This window comes from Micromonospora sp. NPDC023633 (genome assembly GCF_040640035.1).
Lineage (GTDB): Bacteria > Actinomycetota > Actinomycetes > Mycobacteriales > Micromonosporaceae > Micromonospora.
The window spans coordinates 40,153-58,209 of record NZ_JBFABB010000035.1; the positions used below are offsets into that span (position 1 = coordinate 40,153).

Sequence of the window (18,057 nt, forward strand, 5' to 3'; positions counted from 1 at the left end):
CAGGGCAGGCCGGGTCACGAGTCGGAGCCTTCCAGGGCCATCCGGACCAGGCCGGCGACGTCGAGTTCGCGGATCTGGTCCTCGGGCGCGGGCGGCGCGGCCGGGGCGACGGGCGCCACGGCCGGCGAGCCGGCGCTCGTACGGGCCAGCTGGAGCAGCTGGTCGAGCAGGCCCGCCTGACGCAGCTCGTCCAGCGGGATCGCGGCGAGGGCCCGGCGGACCGACTCCTCGTCGCCGCCGTCACCGGCGTCCCCGTCCCCGTCTCCGAAGAGCTCCTCGTAGAGGTGGTCGGCCAGGCCGGCCGGGGTCGGGTAGTCGAAGACGACCGTGGTGGGCAGGTCGTGCCCGGTCGCCGCGCTGAGCAGGTTGCGCAGCTCCACGGCGGTGAGCGAGTCGAAGCCGAGGTCCAGGAAGCCCCGGTCGGTCTCGATCACGTCGCCGGAGGAGTGGCCGAGCACCTTCGCCGCGTCCTCCCGCACCATCTCCAGCAGCGCGGCCCGGCGCTCCTCACCGGGCAGTGCCCGCAACCCGGCGAGCAGGTCCCGGGCGACGGACGCGGGCGCGTCCGACGCGTCGGCGGGGGTGACGGCCAGCGCGCGTACGGCCGGCAGGTCGGCCAGCAGCGGGCTGGGCCGCAGCGAGGTGAACAGCGGCTCGAAGGTCGCCCAGTCGACGTCGGCGACGGTGACGCAGGTGTCGCCGGCGGCCAGGGCGTGCCGCAGTCCGGCCATCGCCACGCCCGGCGGCATCACCCGCAGGCCACGGCGGCGCAGCTGCTCCGCCGCGCCCTCGGTGAACATGCCCGACTCGGTCCACGGTCCCCACGCCACGGACGTGGCCGGCAGGCCCCGGCCGCGCCGCCGCTCGGCGAGCGCGTCGAGGTAGGCGTTGCCGGCGGCGTACGCGCCCTGCCCGCCGCTGCCCCACACCGCCGAGATGGACGAGAAGAGCACGAACGCGTCCAGTTCGACGCCGTCGAGCAGCTCGTCGAGGTGCTCGGCGCCGGACAGCTTCGGGGCGATGACGTACGCCAGGTCCTCCAGGGTGGTGTCGGCCAGCGGCACCACCTCGCTGACCCCCGCGGCGTGCACCACCGCGCGCAGCGGCGGTCCCTCCCGCCCGAGGTCGGCCAGGAGCTCGGCCACCGCGTTCCGGTCGGCGGCGTCGCACCGGGCGACCCGGCAGTCCACCCCGAGGCCGGTCAGCTCGGCGAGCAGGTCGGTGGCGCCCGGGGTGTCGGTGCCCCGCCGGCTGGTCAGCACCACCCGTTCCGCGCCGGCGCCGGCCACCCAGCGGGCCACGTGCCCGCCGAGCGCGCCGGTGCCGCCGGTGATCAGCACCGTGCCCCGGGGCTGCCACGGCGCGGGGTCCCCGGCGGTGACGGCCGGGACGAGCCGCCGCACCAGCACCCCGGACTCGCGGACGGCGAGTTGGTCCTCCACGCCGCCGCCGGTCAGGATGCCGCCGAGCCGCATCGCCGTCCAGGGTTCGAGGTCGGTGGGCAGGTCGACCAGCCCGGCCCAGCGGCCGGGCTGCTCCAGCGCGGCCACCCGGCCCAGGCCCCACAGCATCGCCTGCCGGGGGTTGGCCGGGGCGTCACCGTCGCCGACGCCGACGGCGCCCTGGGTGACGCACCAGAGCCGGGCCGGGGCGTCGAGGTCGACGAGCTGCTGGAGCAGGTGCACGGTCGCGGCGAGGCCACGGGGCAGGGCCGGGTGCTCGCCGTGCGGGGTGTCGTCCAGGCCGAGGAAGGAGAGGATCGACAGTGGCCCGTCGGCCACGCCGAGCGCCTCGGTGAGGACGTCGGCGAACCCGCCGCACAGCTCGTCGGGGTCGGCGGCGGTGTCCACGGGCACGATGGTCACCTCGGTGCCCAGGGCCCAGGTGCAGGAGTGCAGGTCGGGGTCGTCCGCGCGGTCGGCGGGCAGCAGCACCAGCCAGCGGCCGGGATCCTGCTCCTCCGGGGCCTGCGCGATGGGCTCCCAGACGACCCGGTACCGGCTGCCGTCCACCAGGGCCCGCTCCCGGCCGCGCCGCCGCCACGCGGACAGGGCGGGCAGCACGGTCCCGAACGGCTGGTCGCGGTGCACGTCGAGATCGCGGGTCAGCGACTCGAGGTCCTCGGCCTCGACCGCCGCCCAGAAGCGGCGCTCGACCTCGGTGCGGTCGTCCTCGGCCGCCAGGGTGGCCCAGGGCGGCGGCTCCGGCCAGTAACGCTGCCGGTCGAAGGCGTAGGTGGGCAGGTCGACCCGCTGCGCGCCGGTGCCCTCGTAGAGGGTGGACCAGTCCGGGGAGACGCCGTGGGCGTGCAGCGCGGCGACCGCCCGCAGCAGGGTGGTCGGCTCGGCACGGTCCCGACGCAGGGCGGGCACGACCAGGGGGGCCCGGCCGCCGGCCGGTGCGTCCTCGGCCAGGACGGCCTGGGCGAGGGCGGTGAGCACCCCGTCCGGGCCGATCTCGACGTAGCCGGTGACGTTGCGCTCCCGCAGCGCCGCGACGGCGTCGGCGAAGCGCACGGCGTCGCGGGCGTGCCGCACCCAGTACTCCGGCGTGCCGAGCTCCGTCGCGTCGACGGGCGTGCCGGTGACGGTGGAGATCATCGGGATGGTCGGGGCCTTGTACCGCAGCCGTCCGGCGACGGCGGCGAGGTCGTCGAGCACCGGGTCCATCAGCGGGCTGTGGAACGCGTGGCTGACCGCCAGCCGCCGGATCCGGACGCCGCGGGCGGACCACTCGGCGGCCAGCTCCTCGACGGCGTCGCCGGCCCCGGACACCACGACGGCGGCGGGACCGTTGACGGCGGCGACGGAGACCCGGTCGGCGCGCTCGCCGAGCGCGGCGGTCACCTCGGCCTCGGTGGCGGCGATGGCGAGCATCGCCCCGCCGGCCGGCAGCGCCTGCATCAGCCGGCCCCGGGCGGCGACCAGCTCGGCGGCGTCGGCCAGGGAGAGCACCCCGGCGGCGTGGGCGGCGGCGAACTCGCCGATGGAGTGCCCGGCGACCGCGTCGGGGCGGACGCCCCACGCCTCGAGCAGCCGGAACAGCGCCACCTCCACGGCGAAGAGCGCCGGCTGGGTGAACTCGGTCCGGTCCAGCGCCTCGGCCTCGGCGGTGTCGGGCTCGGCGAAGAGCAGCGGCTTCAGCGGGCGGGGCAGGTGCGCGTCGAGGGCGGCGCAGGCCTCGTCCAGCGCGGCGGCGAAGACCGGGAACGCCTCGGCCAGCTCGCGACCCATACCGGCCCGCTGGGCCCCCTGCCCGGAGAAGAGGTACGCCACCTTCGGCCGGGACGCGGCCACGCCGGTGACCACCAGCGGCGAGTCCTCGCCGGCGCCGAGGGCGCGCAGCCCGGCGCCCAGCGCGACCCGGTCGGCGGCGAGGACGACGGCCCGGTGCTCCAGGGTGGCCCGGGAGGTCGCCGACGACCAGCCGACGTCGACCGTCCGCGGGGCCTCCAGCCCGGTGAGCTGCTCGGCCCAGCGGTCCGCCTGGGCGGCCAGCGCGACCGCGGTCCGTCCCGACAGCAGCACCGGCACCACCGGCAGCCGGGCCGGGTCCCCCGTCGGCGGCTCGGCGACGGACGGCTCCGGGGCCTGCTCCAGGATGGTGTGCGCGTTGGTGCCGCTGATGCCGAACGAGGAGACGGCGGCCCGGCGCGGGTGGCCGGTGACCGGCCACGGGCGGCCCTCGCCGAGCAGCTCGACCGCGCCGACGCTCCAGTCGACCTGGTCGGTGGGCTCGTCGACGTGCAGGGTCTGCGGCAGGTAGCCGTGCCGCAGCGCCAGCACCATCTTGATGATCCCGGCGACCCCGGCGGCGGCCTGGGTGTGCCCGATGTTGGACTTGATCGAGCCGAGCCAGAGCGGCTGGTCGGCGGGCCGCTCCCGGCCGTACGTGGCGAGCAGCGCCTGCGCCTCGATGGGGTCGCCGAGCTTGGTGCCGGTGCCGTGCGCCTCGACGGCGTCCACGTCCGCCGGGGTGAGGCCGGCGTTGGCGAGCGCCTGCCGGATCACCCGCTGCTGCGACGGCCCGTTCGGCGCGGTGAGGCCGTTGGAGGCGCCGTCCTGGTTGACGGCGCTGCCCCGGATCACCGCGAGCACGGGGTGGCCGTTGCGGCGGGCGTCGGAGAGCCGCTCGACGAGCAGCAGACCGAGGCCCTCGCCCCAGCTGGTGCCGTCGGCGGCCGAGGCGAACGCCTTGACCCGGCTGTCCGGGGCGAGGCCCCGCTGCCGGCTGAAGCCGACGAACACCCCGGGGGTGGACATGACGGTGACGCCGCCGACGAGGGCGAGGGAGCACTCCGAGCGGCGCAGCGCCTGGCAGGCCCAGTGCAGCGCGACCAGCGACGACGAGCAGGCGGTGTCCACCGAGACGGCGGGCCCCTCAAGCCCGAGGGTGTAGGACACCCGGCCGGAGAGCACGCTGCCGGCGTTGCCGGTCATCAGGTGCCCCTCGGCGCCCTCGGCGCTGAACATCAGGTTCCGGTAGTCCTGGTAGTTGGTGCCGACGAAGACGCCGGTGGGGCTGCCGCGCAACGCGTGCGGGTCGATCCCGGCCCGCTCGATCGCCTCCCAGGACGCCTCCAGCAGGAGCCGCTGCTGCGGGTCCATCGCGAGGGCCTCGCGGGGGCTGATGCCGAAGAAGCCGGCGTCGAAGTCGGCGGCCCCGGCGACGAAGCCGCCCTCGCGGGCGTAGCTGGTGCCCTCCTTCTCCGGGTCGGAGTCGAAGAGCCGGTCGAGGTCCCAGCCCCGGTCGGTGGGGAACTCGCCGATCGCGTCGCCGCCGGCGGCGAGCAGCTGCCACAGCTGCTCCGGGGTGTCCGCCCCGCCGGGGAGGCGGCAGCTCATCGCCACGATGGCGATCGGCTCGTCGTCGTCGGCCGGCGCGGCCGGGGCGGGGGTGGCCACGTCCGGGGCGGCCCCGGTGAGCAGTTCGTCGAGGTGCGCGGCGAGCACCGTCGGGTTCGGGTAGTCGAAGGCGAGCGTCGCGGGCAGCCGCAGGTCGGTGGCGGTGGCCAGGAAGTTGCGCATGTCCACGGCGGTCAGCGAGTCCAGGCCGAGGTCGCGGAAGGGCAGCGTGGCCGGGATGTCGTCGGCCGCGCCGTAGCCGAGCGCTGTCGCCGCGCACTGGCGGACCAGCTCCAGCAGCGTCGCGGCGCGCTCCGCCGCAGCGAGCCCGGCGAGCTGCCGTGCCAGGGCCGACGGTACGTCCGGCTCCTCCTCGGCGGCCTCCTGCGGGGCCGGCCGCGTCGCCTCGCGCACCTCGGCGAGGTCGTCGATCAGCGGGCTGGGCCGGACCAGGGTGAACGCGGGGGCGAAGCGGGCCCAGTCGATGTCGGCGATCAGGGTCGTGGGCTCGCCGCGCCGCAGCGCCCGGGTGAGCGCCTCGACGGCCAGGTCCGGGTCCATGCCGACCATGCCGCCCCGGCGCAGCCGCTGCTGGGCGCGTTCGTTGTCGGCGGGCAGGCCTGCCCCGCTCCACGCGCCCCAGGCCACCGAGAGGGCGGGCCGGCCCTCGGCCCGGCGTCGCTCGGCGAGGGCGTCGAGGAACGCGTTCGCCGCCCCGTACGCGCCCTGCCCGGCGTTGCCGGTGGTGCCGGCGACCGAGGAGAACAGCACGAAGGCGTCCAGATCGAGGTCCCGGGTCAGCTCGTCCAGGTGGGCGGCGGCGGCGCACTTGGGCGCGGCGACGGTGTGCAGGCGCTGCGGGGTGGCGGTGTCCACGATCCCGTCGTCGAGGACGGCGGCGGTGTGCAGCACGGCGGTCACCGGGGCGTCGGCGGGGACGGCGGCGAGCAGGTCGGCCACCTGCGCCCGGTCGGCGGCGTCGCAGCGGGCCACGGTGACGCGTACGCCGAGGCCGGTCAGCTCCGCCTCCAGTTCGGCGGCGCCCGGGGCGTCCGGGCCGCGGCGGCTGGCCAGCAGGACGTGCGCGGCGCCGGAGCGGGCCGCCCACCGGGCCAGGTGCCCGCCCAGCCCGCCGGTGCCGCCGGTGATCAGCACGGTGCCGCGCATCCGCCAGGTGTCGTCGGACGTGGCCGGCTCGGGTTCGGTGATCCGGGCGAGTCGGCGGACGAAGACCCCCGACGCGCGCACGGCGAGCTGGTCCTCGCCGTCGCCGAACTGGTCCTCACCGTCGCCGTCGCCGAACTGGTCCTCGCCGCCGGCGGCGCCGAGCGCCGCGCAGAGCAGGGCGCCGGCCTGCGCGTCGAGGGTCTCCGGCAGGTCGAGCAGGCCGCCCCAGCGGGCGGGGTGTTCGAGGGCGACCGCGCGGCCGAGCCCCCAGACGGAGGCGGCGACGGGGCTCGGCGCCGGGTCGTCGGCGCAGGCCGCGACGGCTCCCCGGGTTGCGCACCACAGCGGCGCCTCGACGCCGAGCGTCCCGAGCGCCTGCACCAGCAGGGCCGTGCCGGAGACGGCCAGCGAGGTCGCCGGGTGCTCCGGGTGCGCCCGCTCGTCCAGGCCCAGCAGCGAGAGCACGGCGACGGGTCCGTCCGGGCCGGGGAGCGCGGCGCGCAGCGCGTCGGCCAGCGCCGCCGGGTCGTCGGTGGCGTCCAGCGCCACGGGTACGACGTCCGCGCCGAAGTTGCCGAGCGCCGCCAGCACGTCGGCGACCAGGGGGTCGTCGCCCAGCGCCGCGGGCACCGGGACGAGCCAGCTGCCGGCGAGCCAGGTCAGCGGCAGGTCGGGCACCGCCCGCCAGGTGACCCGGTAGCGCCACCGGTCGATGTCCGGCGCGCCGTCGGGGGCGGCGAGGAAGACCGGCGGCGCGGGCCAGTACCGGTGGTGGTCGAAGGCGTACGTGGGCAGGTCGACGGCGGCCGCGGTGGGGAGGACCTTCCTCAGGTCGACGGGCAGGCCGATGGCGTGCGCGGTGGCGAGGTTGGTCAGCAGCCGGGTCGCGTCGTCGTCGTCGCGGCGCAGGCTGCCGAGGGTGTGGCCGGTGACGCCGCTGTCGTCGAGGATGGCCGTCACCGGCATCGTCAGCACGGGGTGGGGGCTGATCTCGACGAACGTGGTGTGCCCGGCGGCGACGGCCACCCGCACGGCCGCGTCGAAGAGCACCGTGCGGCGCAGGTTGTCGTACCAGTAGTCCGCGCCCATGGCGATCGGGTCGACCCAGTCCCCGGTCAGGGTGGAGACCAGGCGGGTGTGACCGACCTGCGGCGTCACGTCGGCCAGGTCGGCCCGCAGCTGCTCGGCGACCTCCTGCACCGCCGGCGAGTGCGACGCGTAGTCGACGGGGATCAGCCGCGCCCGGACCCCCTCGGCCTGGCACGCCTGCACCAGGTCGGCGACGTGCTGCGGCGGGCCGGACACCACGACGGTGGCCGGGCCGTTGACCGCCGCCACCCCCACGCCCGGGAAGGCCGGCAGCCGCTCGGCGACCGCGTCGGCCGAGAGGTCCACCGACGCCATCGTCCCGGTGCCGCGCAGCACCGCCAGGGCGCGGGAGCGCAGCGCCACGGTCCGCGCGGCGTCCTCCAAGGTCAGGATGCCGGCGACGCACGCCGCGCCGATCTCGCCCTGCGAGTGGCCGATGACCGCCTGCGGGGTCACCCCCGCGTGCTGCCACACCGCTGCGAGGGCGATGCCGACGGCCCACAGGACGGGCTGCACGACCTCGACCCGCTCCAGCCACGACTCGTCGTCGCCCGTCAGCACCGAGACGAGGTCCACGTCCAGGTACGGGGCCAGGGCCCGCTGGCACTCGGCCAGCCGCGCGTCGAACACCGGCGTCCGGCCGACCAGACCGGCGGCCATCCGCGCCGACTGGGCGCCCTGCCCCGGGAAGACGAAGACGGGGCCCGCGCCGGGGCTCGACGACACACCGGTGACCACGTTCGCGGCCGGCAGGCCGGCGGCGACCGCGTCCAGCCCGGCCAGCAGCTCCTCGGCGGTCGAGGCGACCACGGCGGCGCGGTGGTCGAACGTCGACCGGGTGGCCGCCAGGGACCAGCCCACCGCCGCCGGGTCCGTCCCCTCCCGCTTGCGCAGGTACGCCGCGAGTCGGGCGGCCTGCCCGGCCAGGGCGGCCTTCGACCGGGCCGACACCGGCCAGAGGAACGCGTCGGCGGCGACCAGGCCGGGGGCGGAGTCGGACGGGCGGCCCTCGGCCGGCTCGTCCGGCTGCTCGATGATCACGTGAGCGTTGGTGCCGGAGATGCCGAACGAGGAGACGGCTCCCCGCCGCACCCGGCCAGTCTCGGGCCACGGCCGCGCCTCGGTGGCCAGTTCCACCGCGCCGGCCGTCCAGTCGATGTGCGGCGACGGCGCGTCGACGTGCAGCGTCGCCGGGACGACGCCGTGCCGGATGGCGAGCACCAACTTGATCACGCCGGCCACCCCTGCGGCGGCCTGGGCGTGGCCGATGTTCGACTTCACCGAGCCGAGCAGCAACGGCGGGGCCTCCCCCCGGTCCTGCCCGTACGTGGCGATGAGCGCCTGCGCCTCGATCGGGTCGCCCAGCTTGGTGCCGGTGCCGTGCGCCTCCACGACGTCGACGTCCGCGGTGGACAGCCTGGCGGAGGCGAGGGCCTGGCTGATCACCCGCTGCTGCGCCGGCCCGTTCGGGGCGGTCAGCCCGTTCGACGCGCCGTCCTGGTTGACGGCGGAGCCGCGCACCACCGCGAGGACGCGGTGGCCGTTGCGGCGGGCATCCGACAGCCGCTCGACCAGCAGCCAGCCGACGCCCTCGGAGAACCCGGCGCCGTCGGCGGCGGCGGCGAACGACCTGCACCGCCCGTCCGGGGAGAGGGCGCGCTGCCGGCTGGAGCCGATGTAGAGGCCCGGGGTGGCCATCACGGTCACCCCGCCGGCCAGCGCCAGGTCGCACTCCCCGGCCCGCAGCGCCTGCACCGCGAGGTGCAGCGCCACCAGCGACGACGAGCAGGCCGTGTCGATGGAGACGGCGGGCCCCTCCAGCCCGAGGGCGTACGACACCCGGCCCGACGCGACGGCCGCCGCGCCCCCGGTCATCGAGTGCCCCTCGTCGCCGTCCGGCGACACCATCAGCAGGGTGCCGTAGTCCTGCCCGTTGGTGCCGACGAACACCCCGGTCCGGCTGCCGCGCAGCGAGGCGGGGTCGATGCCGGCCGACTCGACGGCCTCCCAGGACGTCTCCAGCAGCAACCGCTGCTGGGGGTCCATGGTCAGCGCCTCGCGGGGCGAGATGCCGAAGAAGGCGGAGTCGAAGTCCCCGGCCCCGTCGACGAACCCGCCCTCCCGGGCGTACGAGGTGCCCGGGTGGTCGGGGTCGGGGTGGTAGAGGCGCTCCAGGTCCCAGCCCCGGTCGTCGGGGAAGGGGGCAACGGCGTCCCGGCCGTCCCGCAACAGCTCCCACAGGTCGTCGGGGTTGCGCACCCCGCCGGGCAACCGGCAGCTCATCGCCACGATCGCCACCGGCTCCAGTTCCTGGGACTGTGCCTCACTGAGCCGGCGGCGGGTGTCGTGGAGATCAGCCATGACCCGCTTGAGGTAGTCGCGGAGCTTGTCTTCGTTGGCCATCGGAGTGCCGCTTCCTCGAAAGGGACGGGAGAGAGCTGGAGCTGGAAGGTCAGGAGATGCCGAGGTCCTTGTCGACCATCGCGAACAGTTCGTCGTCGGTGGCGTCGTCGAGGTGCCGGCCGATGTCGGCGCCACCGCTGTCCTGGGCGAGCCGGGAGAGCATCGCCTGCAGGCGTACGGTGGCCCGCACCCGGGCCGCCTCGTCCCGCGCCACCACGTCGAGGCTGTCGGCGATCCGGTCCAGATCGTCGAGGAGGGCGGTCGGGGTGACCACGTCGTCGTGGGCGACCTCGGCGAAGAGGTACTCCGCCAGGGTCGTCGGGGTCGGATAGTCGAAGACCAGGGTGACCGGAAGGGCCACGCCGGTGGCCGAGCCGAGCCGGTTGCGCAGCTCGACAGCGGTGACGGAGTCGAAGCCCAGCTCCCGGAACGCCCGGTGCTCGTCCACCGACTCGGCGGACGGGTAGTTGAGCACGGCGGCGACCTGGCTGCGCACCAGGCCGAGCAGCACGGCGAGCCGGTCGGCGGCGGGCAGCCCGGCGAGCCGGTCCTGCAACGAGTCCGGGCCGTCGCCGGCCTCCACGCTGGCCACCTTCTCGGCCGTGGCGAGCCGCCGCACGTCCGGCAGGTCGCTGATCAGCGGGCCGGGCCGGGTGGCGGTGAAGGCGACGGAGAACCGTTCCCAGGCGATGTCGGCGATGGTGAGGAACGCCTCGCCGTGGTCCACGGCCTGGTGCAGCGCGGTGATGGCCGCGTCGGGGGTCATCTCGGGTACGCCGTGGCGGTGCAGCAGCTCGCCGAGCGGCCCGTCCGCCATGCCGCCGCCGGCCCACGCGCCCCAGGCGATGGAGGTGGCGGTCAGGCCGAGGCCACGGCGGTGCTGGGCGAGCGCGTCGAGGAACGCGTTGCTCGGGGCGTAGTTGCCGACGCCGGAGCTGGCCACGCTGCCGGCGAAGGACGAGAACATGATGAACGCCGACAGGTCGAGGTCGAGGGTCAGCTCGTGCAGGTTGTACGCGACGTCGACCTTGGCCTGGAGCACCCGCTCGATCTGCTCCGGCCGGATGTCGTTGATCATCGCGTCGTCGAGCACGGCGGAGGCGTGCACGACCGTGGTGAGCGGGTACTCGACGGGGATCGCGTCGATCAGGGCGGCCAGCGCGTCGCGGTCGGAGGCGTCGCACTCGACCACGGTGGCCTGGGCGCCCAGCTCGGTGAGGTCGTCGACGAGCTGCTGCGCGCCCGGCGCGGCCATGCCCCGCCGGCTGACGACGACGATGTTCTCCACCCCGCTGCGGGCCAGCCAGCGGGCGGCGTGCCCACCGAGCGCGCCGGTGCCGCCGGTGACCAGCGCCGTGCCGTACGGCTGCCACGGGTTGGCGGGCTGGCTGTCGCCGAGCGGGACCCGGGTGAGCCGGCGGGCGAGCAGGCCGCCGGGGCGTACCGCGATCTGGTCCTCCTCGCCGGCGGCGGTGAGGGCCGCGACCAGCAGGTCGGCGCAGCGCTCGTCGACGGCCTCGGGCAGGTCGACGAGGCCGCCCCAGCGCTGCGGGTGCTCCAGCGCGGCGACCCGGCCGAAGCCCCAGACCAGCGACTGCACCGGGGAGCGCAGCAGGTCGGCCATGCCGACGGAGGCGGCGCCGGAGGTGACGCTCCACATCGGGGCGCGCAGGCCGACGTCGCCGAGGGCCTGGAAGAGCGCGACGGTGGCGGCGAAGCCGCCGGGCACGGAAGGGTGCAGCGGGTGGGCCAGCTCGTCGAAGGCGAGCAGCGAGACCACGCCGGTCACCTCGGCGGCGGCGTCGACGCCGCTCGGTGCGGCGGCGAGCGCCTCCTGGAGCAGCTTGCCGAACTGGTCGCGGTCGACGTCGGGGGTGGAGACGGGCACCGGGACGATGGTCGCGCCGGCCGCCGTGAACGCCTCGACGCAGGCGTCCTGCCAGGGCTCGATGATGTCGCCGGTCGGCATGACCACGACCCAGGTGCCGGTCATCCCGCGGTTGGCGACGCCGGTCAGCGGCTTCCAGGTGTCCTGGTAGCGCCAGCTGTCGATGTCGGACTGCCGGCGCCGCTGCCGGCGCCAGGAGGTGAGCAGCGGCAGGGCCGGGAGCAGCGCGTCGAGGACCTGGTCCGCCGGGGTGTCCTCGGTGGCGATGGTCTCGGCGAGGGCGGTGACGTCCCCGCGCTCCACGGCGGCCCAGAAGCTCGCGTCGCTCGGGTCGCCCACGCCCGCGCCCGCCAGCAGGCTCTCCAGGTCGGGGCCGCCGCTGCCGTCCAGCCAGAACCGCTGGTGGTCGAAGGCGTACGTGGGCAGCGGCGCCACCTCGGTCTCGGCGAGGACGTTCGCCAGGTCGACGGGCAGGCCGATGGCGTGCGCGGTGGCGAGGTTGGTCAGCAGCCGGGTCGCGTCGTCGTCGCCGCGGCGCAGGCTGCCGAGGGTGTGGCCGGTGACGCCGCTGTCGTCGAGGATGGCCGTCACCGGCATCGTCAGCACGGGGTGGGGGCTGATCTCGACGAACGTGGTGTGCCCGGCGGCGATCGCCGCCCGGACGGCGGCGTCGAACCGCACGGTGCGGCGCAGGTTGTCGTACCAGTAGTCCGCGGTCATCGAGGCGGGGTCGACCCAGTCCCCGGTGAGGGTGGAGACCAGGCGGGTGTGACCGGCCTGCGGGGTGACGTCGGCCAGGTCCGCGCGGAGCTGCTCGGCGACCTGCTGCACGGCCTCGGAGTGCGAGGCGTAGTCCACCGGGATGAGCCGGGCGCGCAGGCCCTCGGCCTGGCACGCCGCCACCAGGTCGGCGACGGGCTGCGGCGGGCCGGACACCACCACCGTGGACGGGCCGTTGACCGCCGCCACCCCGACGCCCGGGAAGGCCGGCAGCCGCTCAGCGACCGCGTCGGCCGAGAGGTCCACCGACGCCATCGTCCCGGTGCCGCGCAGCACCGCCAGGGCGCGGGAGCGCAGCGCCACGGTCCGCGCGGCGTCCTCCAGGCTCAGGATGCCGGCCACGCACGCCGCGCCGATCTCGCCCTGCGAGTGACCGACGACCGCGTCCGGGACGACGCCCGCCGCGCGCCACACGGCCGCGAGGGCGATGCCGACGGCCCACAGGACGGGCTGCACGACCTCGACCCGCTCCAGCCACGACTCGTCGTCGCCCGTCAGCACCGACACCAGGTCCACGTCGAGGTACGGGGCCAGGGCCCGCTGGCACTCGGCCAGCTTCGCGTCGAACACCGGCGTCCGGCCGACCAGACCGGCGGCCATCCGCGCCGACTGCGCACCCTGACCGGGGAAGACGAAGACGGGGCCCGCGCCGGAGCTGGTGACCGTGCCGGTGACGAGGTTGCCGGCCGGGTGACCGGCGGCGAGGGCGTCCAGCCCGGCGAGCAGTTCCTCGGCGCCGAGGCCGACCACGGCGGCGCGGTGGTCGAACGTCGACCGGGTGGTCGCCAGGGACCAGCCCACCGCCGCCGGGGCGAGGTCGCCGTGCTCGCGCACGTGCTGCGCGAGCCGGGCGGCCTGGCCGGCGAGGGCGGCCTTCGACCGGGCCGACACCGGCCAGAGGGTCACGTCCGAGGCGACCAGGCCGGGCCGTCGCGCGGGCGCGACGGCGGTGACCTCGACGGCCTCCTCGCCGTCGACGGCCGCCGGGTCGGCGACGCGCGGCCGGTACTCCTCCAGGATCACGTGCGCGTTGGTGCCGCTCACGCCGAACGACGAGACGCCGCCGCGGCGGGGACGGTCCAGCTCCGGCCACGGCTTGGACTCGGTGAGCAGGGACACCGCCCCGGCGGTCCAGTCCACGTGCGGGGAGGGCTCGTCGACGTGCAGGGTCTCCGGCATGACGCCGTTGCGCAGCGCCATCACCATCTTGACCAGCCCGGCGACGCCGGCGGCGCTCTGGGTGTGGCCGATGTTCGACTTCACCGAGCCCAGCCAGAGCGGCCGGTCGGCGGGCCGGTCCTGCCCGTACGTGGCGATGAGCGCCTGCGCCTCGATGGGGTCGCCGAGGGTGGTGCCGGTGCCGTGCGCCTCGACCATGTCGACGTCGGCGGTGCCGAGCCGGGCGTTCGCGAGGGCCTGCCGGATGACCCGCTGCTGGGAGGGGCCGTTCGGGGCGGTGAGCCCGTTGGACGCGCCGTCCTGGTTGAGGGCGCTGCCCCGGATCACGGCGAGGACGGGGTGGCCGTTGCGCTCGGCGTCGGCCAGCCGCTCCACGACGAGCACGCCGCCGCCCTCGCCCCATCCGGTGCCGTCCGCGCCGGCCGCGAAGGCCCTGCACCGGCCGTCGACGGACATGCCGCGCTGCCGGGAGAAGACGACGAAGACGCCGGGGGTGACCATCACGGTGACGCCGCCGGCGATGGCGAGGTCGCACTCGCCGCGGCGCAGCGCGTTCACGGCGAGGTGCAGGGCCACCAGCGAGGAGGAGCAGGCGGTGTCCACGGTCACGGCCGGGCCGTTGAGGCCGAGGGTGAACGAGATCCGGCCGGACGCGACACTGGTGGTGTTCCCGGTGCCGATGTACATGTCGACGCCCTCGGGCACGTTGGGCAGACCCATGCCGTAGTTCGAGGTGCTCAGCCCGACGAAGACGCCGGTGGAGCTGCCGCGCAGCGACAGCGGGTCGATGCCGGCCCGCTCGACGGCCTCCCAGGACGTCTCCAGCAGCAGCCGCTGCTGCGGGTCCATCGCGAGGGCCTCACGCGGGGAGATCCCGAACAGGGACGGGTCGAAGTCACCGGCGCCGTCGAGGAACCCGCCGATGCGGGTGTAGCTCTTGCCCGGCTTGTTGGGGTCGGGGTCGTAGAGCGCCTCCAGGTCCCAACCCCGGTCGTCGGGGAACTCGGTGAGGGCGTCCCGGCCGTCGGCGACAAGCTCCCACAGGTCCTCCGGCGACCGGACGCCACCGGGGAAGCGGCAGCTCATCGAGACGATGGCCAGCGGCTCCTGGTCGCGTGCCTCGACGGTCTGCAGCTTGCGCTTGGTGTCGTGCAGATCGGCGGTCACCCGCTTGAGGAAGTACCGCAGCTTGTCGTCGCTCATCGGGTGGCCCCTGCCTCGATCCGAAGGTTGGTCATCTCAGGAGATTCCAAACTCTTTGCTGATGAAGTCGAAGATCTCGTCGTCGCTGGCCGAGTCGAGGTCGGGCCGGTCCGGCTCGGCGGCGGGCCCGGCCGCCAGGTCGGACGCCTTGGCGAGCAGGTCCTGCATCCGGGCGGTGAACCGGGCCCGGGCCGCCGGGTCGAGCGGGATGGCGTTGAGCAGGCTCTCCACCGTGTCGATGCCCTGGAACAGCGGTTGCGTGGAGGGCGCCGCGTCGGCGGCGATCTCGCTGGTCAGCTTCTCGGCAAGCGCGGTCGGCGTCGGGTAGTCGAAGACCAACGTCGCCGGCAGCCGCAGCCCGGACAGGCCGTTGAGCCGGTTGCGCAGGTCGACCGCGGTGAGCGAGTCGAAGCCCAGGTCGGTGAAGAGCCGGTTCGGGTCGACGGCGTCGGCGCCGGCGTGGCCCAGGACGGCGGCGATGTTCGCCCGTACCACGTCGAGCACCACCTTGAGCCGTTCCGGACCGGCCAGGCCGGCGAGCCGCTGGCCGAGCTGTACCCCGCCGGAGCGGGCGCCCGTGGCGTCGACCGAGCGCCGCAGCGGCACCCGGACCAGGGCCCGGAGCATCGGCGCGAGGGTGCCGGCCTCCGCCTGGCCCCGCAGCGTCCCGACGTCCAGGCGCATCGGCACGACGGCCGCCGCGTCGAGCCGCCACGCGGCGTCGAAGAGGTTCAGCGCCTGCTCGGTGGCGAGCCCGGCGGCGCCCTGCTCGGCCATCCGTCGCACGTCGTCGTCGCCGAGGTGGCCGGTCATGCCGCTGGCCTGGTCCCAGAGGCCCCACGCGAGCGAGATGCCGGCGAGTCCGCGTGCCCGGCGGTGCGCCGCGAGGGCGTCGAGGAAGGCGTTCGCCGCCGCGTAGTTGGACTGGCCGGCGCTGCCCAGGGTGGCCGCCGCCGACGAGAAGAGGACGAAGGCCGCGAGGTCCGCGTCGGCCGTGAGACGGTGCAGGTGCCACGCCGCGTCGACCTTCGGCACGGCGACCGCGTCCACCCGGTCGGGGGTCATCGACTCCAGCACGCCGTCGTCGAGGACGCCGGCGGCGTGCACCACGGCGGTGAGCGGGTGCTCGGCGGGCACCCCGGCCAGCAGCGCCGCCAGGGCGTCGGGGTCGGCGGCGTCGCAGGCGGCGACGGTCACCTCCGTACCGGTGCCGGCGAGTTCGGTGACCAGGTCGCCGATCCCCTCGGCCGCCGCGCCGCGTCGCCCGGCCAGCAGCAGGTGCCGCACACCGTGGGTGGTGGCGAGGTGGCGGGCCAGGATGCGGCCCAGCACGCCCGTCCCGCCGGTGATCAGCACGGTGCCGTCCGGGTCGATCCCGCCGGGCAGCGGCTCCACCCCGGCCGGGACCCGCCCGAGCCGTGGCGTGCGGACCTGCCCGGCCCGCACGGCGAGCTGCGGCTCGCCGGAGGCGATCGCGGCGGCCAGCGCGGCGGCGCTGTCCGGGGTGTCGTCGAGGTCGACGAGCTGGCACCGGCCCGGGTGTTCGAGCTGGGCGGTGCGCAGCAGGCCCCAGACCGGGGCCTGGCGCAGGTCGACCACCTGCTGCTCCCCTGCCGCGACCGCGTTCCGGGTGACCAGCACGAGCCGGGACTCGGCGAACCGGTCGTCGGCGAGCCAGGTCCGCAACGCGGCGAGGGTACGGTGCGTCGTGGCCCGCGCCTGCCCGGCCAGCGCCGGGTCCGTCGGGTCCCCGGCGTCGCCGATCGGGACGATCACCGCCTCGGGGGTCGGCTCACCCCCGGCGAGCAGGTCGCCGAGCGAGTCGAGGTCGACGTCGGTACGCACCCGGGCGCCGGCCGCCTCGCAGGCGGCGCTGAGGGACAGGTCGTCGCCGAGCGCCACCCAGCGGGTCGCCGCCGGCACGGGGCCGGTGGGCACCGGCAGCACCGGCCAGTCCACCTGGAACAGCGACTCGTGCCGGCCGGAGCGGGCCGCGCCGAGCGAGTCGCCGGAGACCCGGCGCATGATCAGCGAGTCGACGTGCAGCACCGGAGCGCCGGTGGCGTCGGCCACCTGGAAGGAGACGCCGACCTCGCCGGCCGCGGCGACGCGCACGCGCAGGGCGGTGGCCCCGGCGGCGAGCAGGGAGACCCCGGTCCAGGCGAACGGGAGGCGGGGCACGCTGGCGTCGGCGCCGTCGCCCATCCGGCCGAGGAAGCCGCCGATCGACATGGCCTGCAACGCGCCGTCCAGCAGCGCCGGGTGCACGCCGAAGCGGCCGGCCTCGGCGTGGTGGTCGGCGGGCAGTTCGACCTCGGCGAAGACCTCGTCGTCGCGGGTCCACGCGGCGCGCAGGCCACGGAACGCCGGGCCGTACCCGAAGACGGTCGCCTCGATGCCGGAGTAGAAGTCGTCGGCCTCGACGCGCGTCGCGCCGGGCGGCGGCCACACCCCCAGGTCGAAGGCGGGCGCGGCGTCGGCCGGCTGCGGGCCGAGCAGACCGGTGGCGTGGCACGTCCAGGCCACGTCGGCCAGGATCTCGTCGGAGCCGTCCCGGTAGGGCCGGGAGTAGAGCTGGACGGTGCGCCGCCCGTCGTCGTCGCGGTCGCCGACCATCAGCTGCACCTGGAGCGCGCCGAGTTCGGGCAGGACGAGCGGGGCGAGCAGGGTCAGCTCCTCCACCGTCGGGCAGCCGGCCTGCTCGCCGGCGTACGTGGCCAGCTCCACGAAGGCGGTGCCGGGCAGCAGGATGTTGTCCATCACCCGGTGCTCGCCGAGCCACGGGTGGGTACGCACCGACAGTCGCCCGGTGAAGACCATCCGCTCGCTGTCGGGGAAGGTCAGCGTGGCGCTGAGCAGCGGGTGCCCGGCGTCCTGGAGGCCGGCGGAGCTGACGTCCTGCGCCCGGTGGACCGGAGGCTCGACCCAGTACCGCTGGTGGTCGAAGGCGTACGTGGGCAGCGCCACGGTGTCGGTCCCGGCGAGGACCGTGCTGAGGTCGACGGGCAGGCCGATGGTGTGGGCGGTGGCGAGGTTCGTCAGCAGCCGCGTCGGGTCGTCGTCACCACGCCGCAGGCTGCCCAGCGTGTGCCCGCTCGCGCCCGCGTCGTCGAGGATCGCCGTGACCGGCATCGTCAACACCGGATGCGGACTGATCTCCACGAACGTCGTGTGCCCGGCCGCGACCGCCACCCGCACGGCCGGGTCGAACCGCACCGTCCGCCGCAGGTTCTCGTACCAGTAGCCGGCGTCCATCGAGAACGGGTCGACCCAGTCCCCGGTCAGCGTCGACACCAGCCGGACGTGGCCCTGCCGCGGGGTCACGTCGGCCAGGTCGGCGCGCAACTGCTCGGCGACGTCCTGCACCGCCGCCGAGTGCGACGCGTAGTCCACCGGGATCAGCCGGGCGCGCACACCCTCGGCCTGGCACGCCTCGACGAGGTCGGCGACCGGCTGCGGCGGACCCGACACCACCACGGTGCTGGGACCGTTCACGGCCGCGAC

General features: G+C 76.0%; 3 protein-coding genes. All 3 read right to left on the reverse strand.

What is annotated here, in order from left to right; genetic code table 11:
* Positions 1 to 14: 14 nt before the first annotated feature.
* On the reverse strand, positions 15 to 9,503 hold the full coding sequence (locus tag AB0G13_RS13735) for a type I polyketide synthase (protein ID WP_357873397.1): 9,489 nt from the start codon (positions 9,501 to 9,503) through the stop codon (positions 15 to 17).
* Positions 9,504 to 9,552: 49 nt separating this feature from the next.
* The gene (locus AB0G13_RS13740) at positions 9,553 to 14,553 is read right to left on the reverse strand and encodes a type I polyketide synthase (RefSeq protein WP_357873398.1); all 5,001 of its coding nucleotides are present in this window, start codon (positions 14,551 to 14,553) and stop codon (positions 9,553 to 9,555) included.
* A 36-nt stretch (positions 14,554 to 14,589) separates the two neighbouring features.
* Positions 14,590 to 18,057, reverse strand: a 3,468-nt coding sequence (locus AB0G13_RS13745; RefSeq protein ID WP_357873400.1) for an SDR family NAD(P)-dependent oxidoreductase, incomplete at its 5' end; no start/stop codon positions are given.